The 18,838-nt window shown below is 38.4% G+C and carries 17 protein-coding genes and 1 other RNA gene; 8 read left to right on the top strand and 10 right to left on the bottom strand.

From position 1 onward, the window contains the following. Positions 1-2: 2 nt before the first annotated feature. Positions 3-1,385: an ammonium transporter gene (locus tag PQ456_RS07825; protein WP_273615611.1), complete on the bottom strand. Its 1,383-nt coding sequence runs from the start codon at positions 1,383-1,385 to the stop codon at positions 3-5. A 478-nt stretch (positions 1,386-1,863) separates the two neighbouring features. Between PQ456_RS07825 and PQ456_RS07820 the strand changes: the two genes are divergently transcribed. Together PQ456_RS07820 and PQ456_RS07815 are read left to right on the top strand one after the other, a co-directional pair. Further along, positions 1,864-2,298 carry a MerR family transcriptional regulator gene (locus tag PQ456_RS07820; protein WP_204825033.1) on the top strand — a complete coding sequence of 145 codons (435 nt, stop codon included), beginning with the start codon at positions 1,864-1,866 and terminating at the stop codon, positions 2,296-2,298. A gap of 27 nt (positions 2,299-2,325) precedes the next feature. Then, positions 2,326-3,009, top strand: coding sequence for a zinc metallopeptidase (locus tag PQ456_RS07815; protein WP_273615610.1), 684 nt, complete (start codon positions 2,326-2,328; stop codon positions 3,007-3,009). Positions 3,010-3,263: 254 nt separating this feature from the next. Here PQ456_RS07815 and PQ456_RS07810 read toward each other — a convergent pair whose 3' ends face one another. After that, positions 3,264-3,947: a rhomboid family intramembrane serine protease gene (locus PQ456_RS07810; RefSeq protein ID WP_273615609.1), complete on the bottom strand. Its 684-nt coding sequence runs from the start codon at positions 3,945-3,947 to the stop codon at positions 3,264-3,266. A 121-nt stretch (positions 3,948-4,068) separates the two neighbouring features. Here PQ456_RS07810 and tpx point away from each other — a divergent pair, with 121 nt between their 5' ends. After that, a complete protein-coding gene (gene tpx / locus PQ456_RS07805) occupies positions 4,069-4,587 on the top strand; it encodes a thiol peroxidase (protein ID WP_273615608.1) in 519 nt (172 codons plus the stop codon). Between the two features lie 163 nt (positions 4,588-4,750). Here the strand turns inward: tpx and PQ456_RS07800 are convergent, their stop codons facing one another. The 4 genes from PQ456_RS07800 to cshA form a co-directional block, all read right to left on the bottom strand. After that, the gene (locus PQ456_RS07800; protein ID WP_069327075.1) at positions 4,751-5,146 is read right to left on the bottom strand and encodes a DUF1499 domain-containing protein; all 396 of its coding nucleotides are present in this window, start codon (positions 5,144-5,146) and stop codon (positions 4,751-4,753) included. Between the two features lie 204 nt (positions 5,147-5,350). Next, positions 5,351-5,540, bottom strand: a non-coding RNA gene (gene ssrS / locus PQ456_RS07795) — 6S RNA. A gap of 122 nt (positions 5,541-5,662) precedes the next feature. Continuing rightward, a complete protein-coding gene (locus tag PQ456_RS07790; RefSeq protein ID WP_273615607.1) occupies positions 5,663-6,529 on the bottom strand; it encodes a YesL family protein in 867 nt (288 codons plus the stop codon). A gap of 208 nt (positions 6,530-6,737) precedes the next feature. After that, positions 6,738-8,321, bottom strand: a complete 1,584-nt coding sequence (cshA, locus tag PQ456_RS07785) for a degradosome RNA helicase CshA (protein ID WP_273615606.1) — start codon at positions 8,319-8,321, stop codon at positions 6,738-6,740. A 393-nt stretch (positions 8,322-8,714) separates the two neighbouring features. Here cshA and PQ456_RS07780 point away from each other — a divergent pair, with 393 nt between their 5' ends. The 4 genes from PQ456_RS07780 to PQ456_RS07765 all read left to right on the top strand — a co-directional run bounded on the left by PQ456_RS07780 (position 8,715) and on the right by PQ456_RS07765 (position 12,961). Continuing rightward, positions 8,715-9,536 (top strand): YitT family protein, encoded by an 822-nt coding sequence (locus tag PQ456_RS07780; protein WP_373461949.1) that lies wholly within the window; start codon positions 8,715-8,717, stop codon positions 9,534-9,536. Between the two features lie 251 nt (positions 9,537-9,787). After that, the gene (locus PQ456_RS07775) at positions 9,788-9,982 is read left to right on the top strand and encodes a hypothetical protein (RefSeq protein WP_204824744.1); all 195 of its coding nucleotides are present in this window, start codon (positions 9,788-9,790) and stop codon (positions 9,980-9,982) included. Between the two features lie 256 nt (positions 9,983-10,238). Then, positions 10,239-11,411 (top strand): putative glycoside hydrolase, encoded by a 1,173-nt coding sequence (locus PQ456_RS07770; protein WP_273615605.1) that lies wholly within the window; start codon positions 10,239-10,241, stop codon positions 11,409-11,411. A 182-nt stretch (positions 11,412-11,593) separates the two neighbouring features. Continuing rightward, a complete protein-coding gene (locus PQ456_RS07765) occupies positions 11,594-12,961 on the top strand; it encodes an MATE family efflux transporter (RefSeq protein WP_273615604.1) in 1,368 nt (455 codons plus the stop codon). A gap of 90 nt (positions 12,962-13,051) precedes the next feature. Here PQ456_RS07765 and PQ456_RS07760 read toward each other — a convergent pair whose 3' ends face one another. From PQ456_RS07760 to PQ456_RS07745, 4 genes are all read right to left on the bottom strand, one after another. Next, positions 13,052-13,933, bottom strand: a complete 882-nt coding sequence (locus PQ456_RS07760) for a DUF72 domain-containing protein (protein ID WP_273615603.1) — start codon at positions 13,931-13,933, stop codon at positions 13,052-13,054. Between the two features lie 28 nt (positions 13,934-13,961). Then, positions 13,962-14,558, bottom strand: a complete 597-nt coding sequence (locus tag PQ456_RS07755; RefSeq protein ID WP_273615602.1) for a TetR/AcrR family transcriptional regulator — start codon at positions 14,556-14,558, stop codon at positions 13,962-13,964. A gap of 280 nt (positions 14,559-14,838) precedes the next feature. Next, entirely contained in the window at positions 14,839-15,810 is a 972-nt protein-coding gene (gene pfkA, locus PQ456_RS07750; RefSeq protein WP_069327067.1) for a 6-phosphofructokinase, read from the bottom strand. 26 nt (positions 15,811-15,836) lie between these two features. After that, a complete protein-coding gene (locus tag PQ456_RS07745; protein WP_273615601.1) occupies positions 15,837-16,916 on the bottom strand; it encodes a tetraprenyl-beta-curcumene synthase family protein in 1,080 nt (359 codons plus the stop codon). A gap of 396 nt (positions 16,917-17,312) precedes the next feature. On the opposite strand from PQ456_RS07745, the gene PQ456_RS07740 reads away from it, so the two are divergent. Beyond that, entirely contained in the window at positions 17,313-18,626 is a 1,314-nt protein-coding gene (locus tag PQ456_RS07740; protein ID WP_273615600.1) for a multi antimicrobial extrusion protein MatE, read from the top strand. The last annotated feature ends 212 nt before the right edge of the window (positions 18,627-18,838 follow it).

Here is an 18,838-nt window from a genome sequence, read left to right as displayed (position 1 = left end):
CGTTATTTGCGCGCGTCTTCGCCTAATGCTCTCATTTGCTCAGGATAACCATAAGAACCATGCTCACTAATATCCAAGCCCATCATTTCTTCTTCTTCAGTAACACGGATACCGTTGATCGACTTCATCACCCATAAGATAAGAAGAGAGATCACTAGAACAAAGATAAATGTACCGATCATACCTAACAACTGAACACCCAATTGATGGAATCCACCACCGTAGAACAATCCTGGCGAACCTACGCCTGTTTTTTCTACTAATTCTGGTGTAGCGAAGAATCCAGTAGATATAGCTCCCCACATCCCTGCAATACCATGTACAGAGAATGCGTAGATTGGATCATCGATTCCTGCTTTTTCAAACCATTGTGATGTAAAGAAGGTAACAATACCAGCTACCAGACCAATAACGATCGCTGCCCATACATCTACAAAAGCACAAGAGCCTGTGATTGCTACTAGAGCAGCCAGTACACCATTTAACATACTTGGAATATCTGCTTTACCAAAAACAACCCATGAGATCAATAGAGCGGCTACACCACCTGCTGCTGCTGCAAGGTTAGTCGTTAGCGCAACATAAGTGAAGAATCCATCATTTAATGTAGATAACGCACTACCTGGGTTAAAGCCCATCCATCCGAACCAGAGAATAAATACGCCGACTACAGAATAAATTTGGTTATGACCTGGAATGATGTTAGGTTTACCATCTTTATTGTATTTACCAAGACGTGGTTTAAGCATTAATGTAGCAGCTAGACCTGCTGTTGCACCTGTCAAATGGACAACGGTAGAACCTGCATAATCCTGCATTTGCATAGCGCCTAACCATCCGCCGCCCCATACCCAGTGAGCAATGATCGGATAAATAATAACTGTAAATAAAATACCGAAGATAATATACACACTCAACTTCGCACGTTCAGCAAATCCGCCAAAAGCAATTGACAAAGATACTGCTGCAAAGGCAAGATGGAAAAGGAACATCATCGAGATCGGAATACCGAGTCCAGATAGTGCATCAAAGGACCCCATCATTCCTTCACCACTTAAGAAAAATCCTTCATAACCGAAAAATCCATTACCATTACCAAATCCAAGACCAAATCCAAAAGCCCAGAAAGCAATGAGTGCAATACCCAGTGTTAGAATTGTTTTACCTGCAACGTGTCCAGCATTTTTCATACGGACTGAACCTGCTTCTAACAGTGCAAAACCAGCTTGCATGAACAACACCAGTGCGAACGCAAGGAACACGAAGAATGTGTTTAACCCTGTGGATACTTCAGCTGTTGTTACCTCAGCTGCTGCAAAAGCACTTAATGGAAAAGCAAGAAGGGTTGATGCCGCTAACCCCATAACGGCCCATTTTTTTCTCATATAACCCACTCTCCTTATGTAATATTACTTCACATGTCGTGAAATCCTTAATGTCATTATAATCAGAATAATGAAAGAATGACAAGAGTTAATTTTCAATTTTTGAAAATACTTTTTTTGTTACATCTATAGATTCTTTAATTCTTCACCGTTTAACATCGTCAAAGTCTATATTCATCAAGCTTTTGAGCTGTTTAGATGCTAGTTGTGATGATCTTTTTAATATTTATTTTCAATGCCTTTATTTATAGTACTTATATAGTATTCAGATCATTTTCATCTAAATTTAAGGGACAATGGTTATACTCATTGATAAGGTACCTAATCAATAATTACAGAATATGTAAAAGTAAGCATAACGTGAAACTGTATGGTTTGACTGTAACGTTTGTATTCCTGTAATATAAACAAACAGGATGCAAACTCAAGGGATCCTGTTTTGATCATGACTATAAATGGGGGTGGATACCTTGGGGATATGAAGCTTTACCGGATTGGCGAATTAGCCAAGACTGCCGGTATTAGTGAGCGAACAGTAGATTACTATACAAAGCTCGGATTAATACAACCAGAAAGTCGTTCCTTAAAAAACTATAGGCTCTATAGTTTTGAAACCTTAACACGCTTGGAACGTATAACAAAGTTAAAGCAGGATAAATACACTCTTGATGAAATTAGAGATAAATTGCACGCCTGGGATCGGGTTTCAGACGAAGAACAGGTTACGCAGCGACTTACCGAGTTGGAACAACACATGCTTCAATTACAACGTGAAGTACGTGAACTCGAACCTTTACTTTCGCAAATGAAGCCTAATCAAGCCAAACGTGCATTTGTTAATCTGATTCCTCAAAGTGCCGCCTGTATCGAGGCGTTAAAATTCCTGCTAGGTCAAAGTTCAGGCATGATGTAATTTGTCTATACTATGGAGGAATGAGAAATGAGTATTAATGCTTTCTTTTGGATCTTAATTATTCTTGCATTTGGATTAACCATATGGGCACAATTTAGAGTTAAAGGTACATTTAAGAAATATTCTCAAGTACCCAATGCACGCGGTCTTACCGGTTATGAAGCAGCTCGTCATATGTTAGATAGTAACGGTCTACAAGATGTTCGTATCGAAGTTGTACGTGGCTCGCTAAGCGACCATTATGATCCTATTCATCGGGTGGTACGTCTTTCAGAAGATGTATATTACCAAAACAGTATTTCGGCTGTATCTGTAGCTTGTCACGAGATTGGTCATGCGATTCAACACAAAACGCATTATCCGATGCTTGCACTTCGTCACCGTATCTTCCCGGTTGTTAATTTCACATCCGGTATCGCACCATTCTTAATTATTGCAGGTGCTATTTTCAGTTCATTTAGTCTTTTGGGACTTGGTATTATCTTCTTCTCGGCTGCTGTTGTATTCCAATTGGTCACTTTGCCTGTTGAGTTTAACGCTAGTAATCGTGCAAGAGATATTATGGTTGCTGAAGGTTATGTGACTAACGAAGAAGAACGTAGTGTTGGTAAAGTATTGAATGCTGCTGCTCTTACGTACGTAGCTACTGCATTGCTATCTGTACTTGAATTGTTACGTCTTGTATTTATGTTCGCTGGTAACCGCGACTAATATAACAATAGCGTGATCATACGAATCATACAAAATCGCAAATCGATTCAAAAAAAACCACTTTTGTTTAAACAAAAGTGGTTTTTCTTATTTTATTTTTTAACATTGCTGGTTAATTATATCTGTATAAATTGTATATGTTATTCAACCTTATTACAAACAACAGTACACTTTATTGATTTTCACATTTCTTACGCCTCTATCTACACCTTAGCGAATGTTACATCCATCCATTGTGCAGATACTATTAAACATTATTCAATCTTGTTCTGATTTTCTTGTTCAGACAGTGCTTTGGCATACGCTTCTGCTAGACGTCTCCATCTTCCTCGCAAGCCAGTTAATCTCAACATCAATCCGTAAATAAAGAATCCTGCTATTAACCCACCTACATGCGCCCAGATGCCGATACCAGGAACAACAAAGGTGAAAATAAGCCCCAGTACCAAAATCGTGTACATCGTCTTACGAGAAGCCTCATCCATAATCTGACGCTGGAACAACGCTATATACAAAAATGCTCCATAGATGCCATAGATTGCTCCTGAAGCACCAACAGCTACCACACTATTACCGGATTGTTGATATAATTCCAAACTGATTACATTTCCGATAATACCACTCGCCATATACAGAACCACATAACGCCAGCTTCCAATTAAACGTTCTAATGGAGGCGCAAATACAATCAGTCCAAAGCTATTCGATAACAAATGACTGAATCCATTATGCAAAAATATAGCTGTAATGACTCTCCACCATTGATCATACATAGGTACATTTGTGACAGCACCATAATCGGCTAGCGTCTGTGGATTCGTAGAACCACCGTTAAAGCTCAAAAAGATAAACACTGCCAGATTAATCAATAAAATCAACGAAGTGACTGGATAATACCGTAAAAAACTTTTCCAATTCTCATAACGGACAAATAACATAAGATCTTCCTTTACTGAATATAGTAGTGAATCGCATTTTTGATTTATTACCCTTACTCTATTATAATGAATTCTGGTTACGATTGCGAAATGATAGCAATGAATAAGGAGGCAATATGATATGGTACAAGAACGTACAGGTGTAGCTACTTTCAAAGGAAATCCTATTACACTTATTGGGCCTGAACTTAAAGTAGGCGATCAAGCGCCTGACTTCAATCTTAGTAAAAATCTACTTGAACAATCCACACTTAGCGATTATGCAGGTAAAGTAAAACTAATCAGTGTTGTTCCTTCTTTGGATACAGGTGTATGTGATGCACAGACACGTCGTTTTAATGAAGCCGCTTCTGAACTTGGTGACGATGTAATTGTGCTGACCATCAGTGCTGATCTTCCATTTGCTCAAGCACGCTGGTGCGGTGCCGCTGGAGTAGATCGAGTGATCACATTATCCGATTATCGAGATAATTCATTTGGTAAAGCCTATGGTGTATTAATTAAAGAATTTGTGATCGATATGCGTTCTATTTTTGTGATTGATCAAAATGATGTTATTCAATACGTTGAATATTTACCAGAAATGGCAGAACATCCAGACTATGATCAAGCTGTTGAAGCTGTAAAAAATCTACTATAGTATCATTATGATAGGTTGTACGCTAAAAGTGCTCATTCTTAGTATTACGATACAATCTCGGTAACGTTCCAAAAAAAGAAGCTTCCTTTTCACATATGATGTGAGTAGGAAGCTTCTTTCTAAATAGTATACCAAATACGTATGTATGAAGCATCTGGCTTCATTAAGTACTGGTTGTTTTGTATTGTGCTAGTTTTTTATCCAAAGAACCAAAAAGATTCAGGATGTTGCGATAATTCGCTCCCAGATCACCTAATGATCCACGAGAAGCTGAATAAATATCGATCGCACTACGCACAGGGCTTACCGATACAATCGATACCGTAATATCCATTGTGCGTCCAAAACCTGTTTTTTTCTCCAGTATAATTTCGCCTACACTTGGAACCTCATGTAATACTTTATAACCCGGAATTTTTTTGAGTGTTGAAGAAACCTCTTCCCATGCTCTTTCGCGGGATAGATTGTAATATCTTGTTTTCATTTGAGGATCTTTGGCACGATCGCCAGTTCCTTCTTGGCTACGTATAATCCCCACTAATGTTCTTTTTAACGACAAGATTTTTCCTCCTTTACATGTAAAGCCTACCTTATTCTAAGTGTATCATTAGTATATGAATAATAAAACTAATATTATGTAAGCGCACACGAAAAACGCCCTATTCTATCAATTCTGATCCAGAACTGTAGCTAGAGCGCTCTCGTATTCAATGTTTCGATCATTCACACTACACCAACTTCTTGCTTACTGATGAATCTACTAAAAAGTCCCGCATATGCCGTCTGATTACATTGTCTTCGAACCTGCGTAGCAGGTGGGTGATCGCAAAACTGTTTTTGAAGTCCCCGCATCCAATGGATAGGGCTGGTCAGCTACAGTTCAATTTGAATCTCCCAAGACATTGTTATTGGTTCAAAACAACAGATAATCAAAACGTACATTGCAGGATGTAAATTCATTATAAACCTGGTAGCGAGAAATGTAAACCTTTACACCAATTTTTTCCTGATACCTATTTTTATACCATAATACAGAGGGAAATCGATAGATAATCCGTGTATTGTTTTCGCTATGTTAACGTTCTTTATTTTTGGTCAAACTTTTTTTGACGTTCTCGTTCATTGAAGTAGGTTGTTTTTCAACATTAATCTGTTGCGCTTGTTCGACAGGAGACTGATCTCCAATCGCTAATTGTTCGTCTGCTTTTAATTCTTTTTCTTCATCTGCTAGTGCTTGCTTCTCAGACTGTTCTTGCATTTTGAGGAACATGCCATAGAAGTTAAAGAAAGCGAACCAGGCGATACCTGAAGCTAAAAAGAATACAAACAATACCGGATACTTTGTACCAATAAACAACAACGCTACTGTCCCTAGTAATGTAGAGAATAAGCGAAATGGTCTAACGATAGATAATAAAATTGCATTTTTGATAATATCTTTTAATTTCATATGATAATGAGCAATCATCGCAAAGAAATTAAATAATGATACAAATAATACTAATAAGAAGATTAACATCACAATTCCAAGCAGTTGAAGATTCGGGAATTGGTTCATATAGACGGTATAATCGACATACATAATAATAAACAATAAAGTATAGAAGAATCCGCCTAGCATACTTTGTTTATAATTTTCTTTATATCCTCTAAAGTACGTTTTAAAAACAGATACATCCCCTTCACCCATCACCCATTTACGAACAACGGTAAACAGAGCCGCTGTAGCTGGAAATAAAGTGAACGGTGCCATAATGCCCATTCCCCAATTGGCTTGCAGAATATCATTAGCCGTAAACCCTGGTTGCCCGAAAATAAATCGCATGACTAGAAAAAACAAAAATGGTGAAGAACAAATTACCCATAATAGGTTGCTACCTGCCAAGCGCATAATCCACTCGGATAGCCTGTATATTCCACCCATTACCCCTCTAAATTCCAAATCAATTTCCCCCTCACGTCTGCATCAGCATTTGGTTCTATGCCTATTTTCTCTGAACCTACATATATTAAATATACCTAACTCTTCATTATAATACCAGTGCCTATTAAGTATGTACGAGAATTGAAGGTTTCTCCTTCTTGTAAAACAAAAAAAGAAAGTCAGGCGATTAGACCTGACTCTCTTATCTATATTATATTTATTTTAATTATGCGTTGAAAGAATCGTCACGTTTTGGAGCTGGACGACGGTTTTCGCTGCTAGTTGTACGTGGTTTGTTACGATCACGTCCAGCATCTTTGTTACCTTTGTATCCGCCACCGCTAGAACTTCCGCCGCTGCTGTATCCACCGCGTCCGCCACTGCTGCTGTTGCCTTTGTATCCGCCTGTGCTACTTCCACCACGGTTATAGCTACCGCCTGGTTTACGTCCACCAGAGCGAACATCAGGTTTACGACGTTTTGCACGAATTGGATCTTCAGGAGTCAAGTCAACCTGTGCGTCTTTTTTCTCACCAGTTAACAATTTGATTGCTGCTGAAAGCAAGTTCACAGAATCATATTGTTCTAACAATTGGATAGCAATACCTTTGTATTCGTTCAAAGGAGTTGTATCGTCTTGTACTAGCTCAAGCAAGCGCTCAGCTGTAATACGTTGTTTACCTTCAATCGCTTCTGCCAAAGATGGTAGAGGTTTACGCGCGATTTTTTGGTTCGTTACACGCTCGATAAAGTGCAAATGATCTAATTCGCGTGGTGTTACGAAAGAGTAAGCTGCGCCTTCTTTACCAGCACGTCCTGTACGACCGATACGGTGAACATAACTTTCTGGATCTTGTGGCAAGTCAAAGTTAACAACATGAGTTACGCCAGATACATCAAGTCCACGTGCTGCTACGTCTGTAGCAACTAGAACATCAATACTACCATCACGGAATTTACGCATAACGCTATCACGTTGGTTCTGAGACAAGTCACCATGCAAACCGTCTGCTGTATAGCCACGTTTTTGCAAAGCTTCTGCTAACTCATCAACACGACGTTTTGTACGTCCGAAAACGATTGCTAGCTCTGGAGATTCCATATCTAACAAGCGAGACAATGCATCAAATTTTTGACGCTCATTCACTTCGATATAAGATTGATCAATCAAAGGTGCGCTAACGTGTTTTGGAATTACAGAAACATGTTGAGGGTTTTTCAAGAATTGTTGCGCTAAACGCTTGATGTTAGCAGGCATAGTTGCTGAGAACAACATTGTTTGACGCTCTTCTGGAACTTGTTTCAAAATAGATTGGATATCTTCCATGAAACCCATATCAAGCATTTCATCTGCTTCATCCAATACTACAGTTTGTACATCATCTAGTTTGATTGTTTTACGGTTTATATGGTCAAGCAAGCGACCAGGTGTACCGATAATAATTTGAGGTTTCTTTTTCAAAGCGCGGATCTGACGAACGATATCTTGTCCACCGTAGATTGGCAATGAACGGATACCTTTAAAGCGGGATAATTTCTCGATTTCTTCTGCTACTTGGATCGCCAACTCACGAGTTGGTGCCATAATCAATGCTACAATTTTATCTTCCGAACGTTCGATCTTGTTAATAAGGGGTATGCCGAATGCTGCTGTTTTACCTGTACCTGTTTGAGCTTGTCCGATCATGTCACTGCCGCTCATAGCAATTGGAATAGCTTGTGCTTGGATAGGTGTTGATTCTTCAAAACCTAGCTCCATTACCGCTTGTAGTACTTTTTCATCTAACCCGAAATCTGCAAATTTAGTCAAAATATTCGTGCTCCTTCTATATTGTGGACAATCCACCAACTTGTTTGTATTCTTAAGTAGCAAATGAGTAGTATATACCTGCATCGCAGGAGGCCTTGTGGACCGCCACTTATTCTTTTTTTTGTTATGAACTATTGAATAATTCAGTAGTTAGTATAAACTATACCTTTGTTCAATAGTTTCTATGATGAAATAAATCAGTCTTGCGTTTATAGAATAGTCAACATAATTCAGCAAAACATCCCTACTCAAGAATATCTAAATCATTATATCACAAAATACACAATGATTACTAGCTGAATCATAATATAATTACTTTTGTGAAAGATACTTCTTATAAATTAACAGGTATACTTTCCATAACTTACTAACTTACAACCCGAGGTGATTTTTGTGTCAAAAAAAATCGGTGCCCTATTTGTTGTTTTTCTGGGCTCCCTATTCACAGCTGCTGCGTTTAACCTGTTCCTGATTCCCCATCAATTATTAAGTGGTGGTGTATCAGGACTTGCTATGTTAACCGGTTATTTTACACCGCTTAATATTAGTCTGCTTTACTTTGTATACAATATACCTCTTTTGATCGCGGGTTGGTTTTTGCTAGGCAAACGCTATATTTTACTTAGTATCGTTTCTGTTGCAGCTACCACATGGATGATGACTATTATTCCTGTTGAAGCCGCAGCACCCGATTTATTATTATCTGCTGTATTTGGTGGTGTATTGATCGGAATAGGAGTTGGTATTTCATTCCGGGTAGGCGGTTCTTCCGGTGGATTCGATATTCTGGGTTCTATTATTACTCGTTATCGTGATTTCCCCGTTGGTAATGTTATTGTTGGATTAAATGGTCTCGTTGTACTTGCAATGGGTTACTGGTCTAATGACTGGAATATCGCTCTTGCTTCGATGGTATCGATCTACATTGCTGGTAAAGTGCTTGATCTTATTCATGTCAGTCATGTCAAAGTAACGCTATTTATCGTTTCGAACCATACTGATTTGTTACTTGAAAAATTAATGCCTCTTCAACGCGGTGTAACTATGATCAAAGCAGAAGGTGCATTTTCTCATACGCCTAAAGATATGCTGATGACAGTAACAACACGTTATGAATTAGCTGAATTGCGCAGAATTATTAAAGAAACCGATCCTGCTGCTTTTGTTAATATGGTCGAAACCGTTGGGGTTATGGGATCTTTCCGCAAAGGCTAATTGGGATTGATTAGATCTGTATAAAAGTTTTATTCGAAAAATGTAAACTATTTTGGTTTTGCTATACACTGAAAGTCGCTTTTTGTCGTAATATATAGTAGACTAAAAACACGCCACCTCTACTTTTTATTATTTGCAGTTTGTGTTCAGTCCCTAACATTTGTTACACAGCCATGCTTTTCCTAAAGTTCTCATCAGAATGATTTCGTTCATTAAGCGTAATGATTCCAGAATAGGAAAGGGTGATTATTGTGGAAATGGAAACGGTCAAATTGTCACAAATCGTCATGAAATGGTTTCCTGATATGATGCCTTCCCTAAAACAGCAAGAATTGAACGCTGTTATCGTTTTACGTGATGGGTTGCGTATTTTGGAACCAGAGGATGCTATGGAAATTATCCACCACAGTATTTGCGAAAATCAAAGCCAGCAATTCATGCAATAAGATTAATTGATAACGATATTAAAAATGTCACTGTTACATCTTTTATAGATGATTACAGTGGCATTTTTATGTTGTATACTTTTATTGGTCATTCAATTGTTTCGCTATGGTTTTACATGTTTAAATAGTGAAGATGGGTATTTTTAGGCACTAACGGTAACAATTATGTTGCTTTACAGTTGATGGACATCCGTTATACTTAAAAAGTAAATCCATTCTGACGTCATGATTATACATACAGAGAAGGAGCTAACACATGGAAATTTTATGGGCAATTATGCTGCTCGCATCGACAACGCTTAGTGGTGGACAAGATGGACAAGCTACAGCTAAGTCCACTACGCTTAAATCCGCTTTGAACCAGGCGGCGATTCACAGTCAATTAAGTAACACAGAGGTAGATGCAGATAATCCTCCTGCCAAAATTGATCCGCAAGTAGATGCGCCTAAAGTAAAAGGTGTCTATGTTACTGCTTATAGTGCTGGTGGTTCGCGTATGACTACCCTGCTTGATCTTTTGGATAAAACAGAGCTAAATGCTATGGTTATTGATCTAAAAGATGACGCTGGATACATAACGTATCAAACCAAAAATGCCAAGTTAAAAGAAATGGGCAGTCCGCAAAAATTTATCGCTGATCCAGACGCTATGATGAAACGCTTGAAAAAACATGATGTTTATCCTATTGCTCGTATCGTAGTATTCAAAGACTCTATCCTTGCCAAAAAACATCCTGAACTTTCTTTTGTTAAAAGCAATGGACAAGTATGGAGTAATGGTAAAGGTGACAACTTCGTAAATCCATATAACAAAGATGTATGGGATTACAATATTGAATTAGCTAAAGAAGCAGCAGCAATGGGCTTCAAAGAAATCCAATTTGATTATGTTCGTTTCCCAGAAGGATTCGAAAATCATGAATCCGAGTTGAAATTTACCAAAACCAAACAATCGCGTGTAGATGTGATTGCTGAATTTGTACAATATGCTCGTAAAGAGCTTGCTCCTTTGGGTGTACGTGTATCTGTAGATATTTTCGGTTATGCGGCTTCTGTACCTGCTGCTGAAGGTATCGGACAAGATTTTGCCAAAATTTCAGAAAATGTAGATGTTATTAGTCCAATGGTCTATCCAAGTCACTATTCTACAGGTTGGTTCGGTGTAAAAGATCCTGACAAAAACCCATATGCAACGATTAAAGGTTCTATGGAAGATACATTGAAAAAGCTGAAACCACTTGGTGATCAGACGCCTATTATCCGTCCATGGATTCAAGACTTTACAGCAAGCTGGTTAGGTAGCGGTCATTATACACAATACGGTGCAAAAGAAGTCAATGACCAGATTCGTGCAATGCATGAAAAAGGAATCGACGAGTATCTATTATGGAATGCCGGTAACCGTTATACCGCTAATGCTAATTATTAATCTTTAATCTGTGCTTTATATACTAGAGCATACGTTATGGATCAGTAAGAACCCGGATCATTGTCCGGGTTCTTTTTTTGTCTATTCAAAAGAAATGATATCCTGTACAATCATTTTTTAATGGACTTATCTAGAAGTTCGTTCAAATACACATAATTGATTATCGTAAATGAGGTTAGTCTATGATCCCTACTGTTACACTTTTGCAGAAGTTCAGTGAGTTTTTGAAAATATTATTTCCTATTCTGATTACCCAGATTGCTTTATCTTTAATGACTTTTTTCGATACGAATATGTCCGGTCATGCCAGTGCAGAAGATTTGGCTGGTGTCGCGATAGGATCGAGTCTGTGGGTTCCGATTCAAGCGGGGCTTAGTGGTATTCTAGTAGCAGTGACGCCGATTGTGTCACAATTGATCGGTTCGAATCAACGATCCAAAATCAGCTTTAATGTAGTCCAAGCTTTATTATTATCAGTTGTTGTATCCATTGTCATTCTAATTATCGGTGGATTGTTATTAAATCCAATTCTGGATCTGATGAGTCTAGAACCTTATGTACGTGAAGTGGCTCATGGTTTTATCGTATGTTTATCCACAGGGATTATTCCTTTATTTGCTTACACTGTGCTGCGAAGTTATATCGATGCTCTAGGTCAAACACGATTTTCAATGATGATTACATTATGTGCGTTACCGATCAATGTCGCGATTAATTATTTATTGATTTTCGGTAAATTTGGATTCCCTAAATTAGGCGGAATCGGAGCTGGTGTAGCATCTGCGATCACTTACTGGTGTGTATTTTTGATCGCCGTACTCGTTATACGTATCGCAAAACCTTTTCGCCAAGATCAGTTGTTTAGTAGGTGGCACTCCCCTTCTTTGCAAAAATGGGGCGAAATTTTAAAATTAGGTATTCCGATGGGCTTTGCCATCTTTTTTGAAGTGGCTATTTTCGCTGGAGTTACTTTATTTATGAGCAACTACGATACGATGACGATTGCAGCTCATCAGGCGGCTCAGAACTTTGCTGCAACCCTTTATATGATACCGTTAAGTATTTGTACAGCGTTAACGATTTTAGTCGGTTACGAGGTCGGTGCTAAGCGTCTGAAAGATGCGAGGCAATATACAAAGCTTGGTCTTGGCTTAGCGCTTGCTTTGTCATTATGCACCGCTGTAATTCTACTTGCATTTCGTCAATCGGTATCAGCGCTTTACTCTTCTGATCCTGTATTGATTGATCTGATAGCTCATTTTATGATTTATGCTGCTTTTTATCAAATATCAGATGCTATTGCTACACCTGTACAGGGAGCACTCCGAGGATACAAAGATGTGAATCCTGCTTTCGTTTTAACCTTTATCTCATACTGGATTATAGGATTACCTGTCGGTTACCTAATTGCTAATTATACCGATTATGCTGCTTTTGGATATTGGATTGGTCTCAGTACAGGACTTGCAGTAGGCGCGATCACATTGCTGTCTCGTTTACTATGGGTACAACGACAAGCTATACATTTTGTACCTTCTGAATCTAAATAGTATTACGTCATTGTTGATCTCTATATCAAATCATCATTGATCACAAAAAACAAAAGCGACATTCTCCTCAATCGGGAAAATGTCGCTTTTCTATTCTTGTCCACTCCAGTCGAAAAGATCAATCTGTTCCATTTCTACTTTCTTTTCTTCTGGAATAGCAGGTATCTCTTGTCCTAACATGCCCATCAATTGTCTGGCGTTATCTGCTGCATCTCCACCAGAATTATTATTGAAAATCACACACACTTCATCCGATTGTTGTTCTAATCGCTGTAAGCGTTCTGCCCATTCTTGTAACTCTGTCTCATTATAGCGATACAGATAACGGACTTCCCGCCAATTCGGTTGACCCGATGAATTCCAGCCTGATTCATTACGGCCATGCATACGCACGACTGTTAATTGACGATCTGTGACTTCTTCTACAATCGGTACAGAACCAATTCCTGCTTGTGGTTCATCACAGATACTATGAATCCAGTTTTCTTTGCGCATAAATTGGATCGTTTTGTCTCGCATTTCAGACGTGTACCAACTTTGATGACGAAATTCGAGTGCACATGGGTAATCTCCCATCAGTTCACGAATATGTCGAAGTGTTTTGACATTTTCTCGATTACAATCGAACCAGGGTGGAAATTGAAATAGTGCAGCCATCAATTTACCCGCTTGCTCCATCGTGCTAATCGATAAGCGAAATGCTTCAAACATTTCGGCTTCACTATCAAAAGGAATCTTACCACGCGAATGCCCGGTCATACCCTGAAAAGCTTTTACAAGAAAACGAAAAGAACCAGGTGTTTCCTCGGTCCATTTTTCCATATTCCGCCGGGACTGGATCGCATAAAATGAACTATCTACCTCTACGGTGCGGAATAGTGAGCTATAAGTGGGTAATTTGTTCTTATTTGCTTCTTTGGTTAGATAAAGAGAATCATGATCTCCCCATCCGGTTAAACCGACAGTAATCATATGAAAATGAACCTCCTAGCTCTATCGATTACACTTTGCTTTGTTTCATTCCAATACCTGATACATATAAGTTAACAATATCTAATGCTAATTGTTCTGGTGCAACTTTGCCAGGAAGAAGCTGTGTAAATACAATACGTTCGATCGTGCCTACCAAACATTCTGCAACCATATTCATCCGAAAATCAGATTTGAATTGTCCAGAACGTTGTTCACCCGATAACATCTGCTCAACCCATTGAACCAGTTCTTGTTTCATATTTTGCGATTGTGGTGCCAAATGAAATCCTATCCGAGTTAAATAAGGGTTAGCATAAAAATAATCAAACATTAATGTCAACGTATGACATAATTGGTTCAATACCCCATCGGTTGAATTGATTTCAGGAAGACGACTTTCATTAATAACTGTCGTCAAGCGAACATGGAAAAGCTTCACTAACTCCTCAAAAACAGCATCTTTACTTTCAAAATACAAATAAAATGCGGGTTGTGAAAGCTTGGCTTCTGCAACAATAGAACTCACTTTCGTTTCGTGAAAACCATGAATAGCAAATTGTTTAGCAGCAGCGTGTAGCAAACGTAAACGGCTCTCCCTTCCTTTTGCTCCTTTTTCTCTCGCCAATGTATGGTAGCCCCCTTCTAGTTGGTCTCTCCAGTTCCTACGGAGTGAGGATATAAATGACTTACTCCCTTATAGTACAATAATTTAACCGTTACTTCTAATCTTTAATTCAAAATTTTTACCATTTCTTATCATATTTTTTACAAAAGTGATATCTAAAAACAATTTTTAACAAAATAAAAAGCGCGCAAATATTAGCAATCCGAAGATTACGTAAGATTTAGCACGCTTTTTAAAGTTAATGATTGAAACATTTACTTTTTTCTAAACATAGCACTGATTATTGAGATAAACGAAGTGCCAGCTCATAAGTTTCATGATCGAACTCTTTTTTGCTATTTACTACTTTATCGATATCTGTCAATACGATTTCGCCTTTGATTACACCGCAAGCTTTATCGGATTCACCTTCGATTAATTTACGCACTGCAAAGTCTCCTAGACGACTTGCTAAATTACGGTCACGAGGAGTTGGTGTTCCACCCCGTTGAATATGTCCAAGAACCGTTACACGAGGCTCCAAGTTAGGATAATGGATATGCAATTGTTCTGCGATATCTTCTCCACGACCTGCGCCTTCAGCTACGATCACGATACTATGACGTTTACCACAAGCAAAGTTGTGATGCATACGATCTGCTACTTCTTTTAGATCATATGATACTTCAGGTACAAGAATAGTTTCTGCACCAGAAGCTAGACCAGAATGAAGAGCGATATCGCCACAATGACGACCCATCACTTCTACGATAGAGACACGTTCATGAGAAGACATCGTATCACGTAATTTGTTTACTGCATCTACTACAATGCCTACTGCTGTATCAAAACCAATCGTTGTATCTGTATACGAAATATCGTTATCGATTGTTCCTGGCAATGCCATTGTTTTGATACCTAATTTACTCAATTTGTTCGCACCTTGATAAGATCCGTCTCCGCCGATAACAACCAATCCGTCGATACCGTGTTTGCGCAGAATATCAGCGCCTTTTTGTTGACCTTCAAGTGTCATGAATTCTTTACAACGTGCAGACTGAAGTACTGTTCCCCCGCGTTGGATAATATCACCTACACTACGTAGATCCATAGGGAAAATATCTTCATTTAGTAACCCCTGATATCCACGTTGAACCCCGCATACTTCAAGACCGAAATAAAGTGCGCTACGTACAACTGCACGAACCGCAGCATTCATTCCTTGGGAGTCTCCTCCACTTGTTAGTACTGCAATTTTTTTGACTGCTGACATTTCAAATTGCCCCCTTGTTAATATGTTTACAAATACTTGCGGATCACCTGGCTATTCAAGATAAAAAAGGCACGCATAGGAGGACCTTTTCGCAATAGCCGTTTAGAGATAGCACGCACTTCTTGTTGTGTTTTGACCTTGGGGTCTGTTAAGTATAGTGCGACTAAACCTTCAACAATCATAAGATGGAATGAAGCACCCGGCAGTTGATGTACATCTGCACGCGCCCAATCAACGATCTTCTCAATTCGATCAATGACTTTAATCGATGGGTCATAATAATCGCAAAAATTAAGATCGCCAGAATGCTGATCTTCTTCCTGATCAATAACATAATCCAGCATAATATGAAGGCAACATACATTTGGAAAATAAGCAGCATGTGCTTGCTTGGCAGCCGCATCATTCATGCCTGGAAGACCACTTGCTGCTAAAAACATCATAAATATACCTAACGTTGAACCTGTTGCAGCAGCAAACTCGTGCCAGTATAAATGAGGTGTACGATGCTTATGCTCAGACCACCACTCCATCAATGTCGCTTGACGTAATTCAGGAGCGATATGTTTGTATGTTTGTAAACCGCAATATAATTCAACCAGATCACGCAAATAAGGATATACAATATCGTAATCTGGAAGTTCACTAATATATCCCTGGCAAGCTTTTACCAGTGTAGACATATAACCAACTTCACTTTCGCTATTAAATACATAATAGTCTCTTGGTTCTACGCCTGGAACAATCGCATCAAGCAAAGCCTGGTGCAATAGACGAAAATCTTCAACATTTGTACATTGAGGACGATCCGATAAGTTATCGGCATAATCGCAAATCGTCTGGAATGCTACAATCAAAGGTAGCAAATTATGAAATTGAGCCATATTCGCTACGGCATATACTGACCCACCATCACAGTGGAATTGCTTATTGCTTAGACTATCAAGCGCTTGATATCGCAATTCTGCATCAGGTATCAAGTTTGCCTGTTCGCGCCAGCGAGCAAACTCTTTACGGACTTCCGGTATTCCGTGTTTGTATACGCGTCTCATCAAAGAAACAGCATTACGCGGAAACGGATAACGGACTTTCATCATATCATTCAATGGGCTTCCTCCACATAGTTGTCTGTTGAACCTATCAGTATTATCATACATTATATTCAGAGTGCTCACAACGTACAATTGAATTTATCACACCGCGCCCTATATGGGTTTTGCTCATTTTCTTCTTCATTTTAAGGACATATATTTCTTATTTTCACTATGGTCTTTGAATAGAATACAAAAAGGATATTCAATGTTGGAAATCGGATCAAAAACACTACTTTTTGTTTTGACTTTCCACATAGACGCTTATGATCGTTTCTCCTCGCCAAATATACATAAAAACAGATAGAATTTTAAATAAATGTAACTTTTTGTTGTATAAATCATACTCTCTTCAAAACGGTTATGATATACTAACCATAATTTTTATAGACCAAAGGGAGAAGATTACATATGTCCACACAAGAACCGCTCTCATGGAGGCGGTTGTTTTCATTTTTTGTACCACTTGGAATTTCAGCTTCACTGGTCACTATTTCACATGTCATTATTAATCGTACACTTGCTTTTGCTGTGGATGCTGAAGTGGTGATTGCTAGCTATGCATTGGCAATGAGTCTGGTGACGATTACAGAACGACCGTCTACTTTATTACGCCAGACTTGTTCTGCTCTGGTTCGAGACCGACTTTCATTTAAAGCTTTGCTTAAAGTGACTTGGATTTTTCTAGCTTTTGTTTTAGCGATTGGAATACTGATTGTGTACACGCCTATAGGAAAATGGATATTCAGTACATTGTTTGGCATCAAAGATTCTATGGTTCCTCTGGTGATTGATGTGTATGCTATTTTGATGTTTGTGAGCATCTTTTCAGTTATTCGCAATATTTATCAAGGTATTATTATTACCAACAATCGTACCAAATGGTTAACGATTGGCATGGTATTCCGTTTGGCAGGAATGTACTCCTTATCGCTTTATTTTATTTATTATCATCACATTACAAGTGGAACTGTCGGTGCTATTTTATTTTTGACTGGTATGATTATCGAAGCGATTGTTAGTTATAGTGAAGGACGGAATATCGCCAAAAAAATGCCTGAAAAGCGTCCTGAACATCCTGTAGAAACACGAGCAGATGTGTTTAAATTTTATAAACCGCTTCTTTTCTCATCTTTTGTTGCCATGTTAATCGGCCCTGCTATCAATGTAGTGCTAGGTAAAACAGAAGGGATTGCTCTCGCTATTTCTTCGTTTGCAATAGCAAGCAGTCTATTGCAGTTAATGCTTAGCTTTTTTACTTATATTCATCAGATTGTATTAAATTTCTATCATATCGATCCCAAAAAAGTACGTCGATTTGGATTAGTGACTGGATTTATCCCTGTGACGTTATTAGCTCTGATTGCTTATACACCTATGAGTTATTGGGTGCTCGGACATATTATGAATGTAAATGGAGAATTATTAACTCAAAGTCTATATACACTGCGAGCTTTTGTATTATATGCACTGGTTATGCCCTGGTTGGATTATTCTAATGGACTTATTCTTTTACGTGGACAGACCAAAGCAATGTTCCGCTCTCAGATGGCGAATGCTATATGTACTTTTATTGTTCTGATTATATTATTGTTCATATTTCCAGCATGGAATGGTGTTATCGGAGCTTTGGCACAGTCATTAGGGCTTGCTGCTGAATTGGCTATTATTACGCTGGTCATCCGACGGACGGGCAGACGTTCCGGACTTCAAGTAAACAACTGATCATATGTGTAGCATGTTATAGATGAGAAAATAAGATTAATTCAAATACCTTTTGTTTGTTCTAGATTATGGTGGAGCAAATAAAGGGTATTTTTTGTCCGTTTTGATACATCATTTGAAATGATCTGTTTTAGAAGAGAACTTGATCTACTTTAAAAAAGACCTATTTGTTTGTATCGAGGATTTGTTTATAAACATGAAAAAGCGCAAGT

Origin of the sequence: Paenibacillus kyungheensis (assembly GCF_028606985.1) — a bacterium.
GTDB classification, from domain to species: Bacteria; Bacillota; Bacilli; order Paenibacillales; family Paenibacillaceae; genus Saccharibacillus; species Saccharibacillus kyungheensis.
Note: the sequence above shows the minus strand (reverse complement) of the source record. Positions and strands in the feature narration are given on the sequence as shown.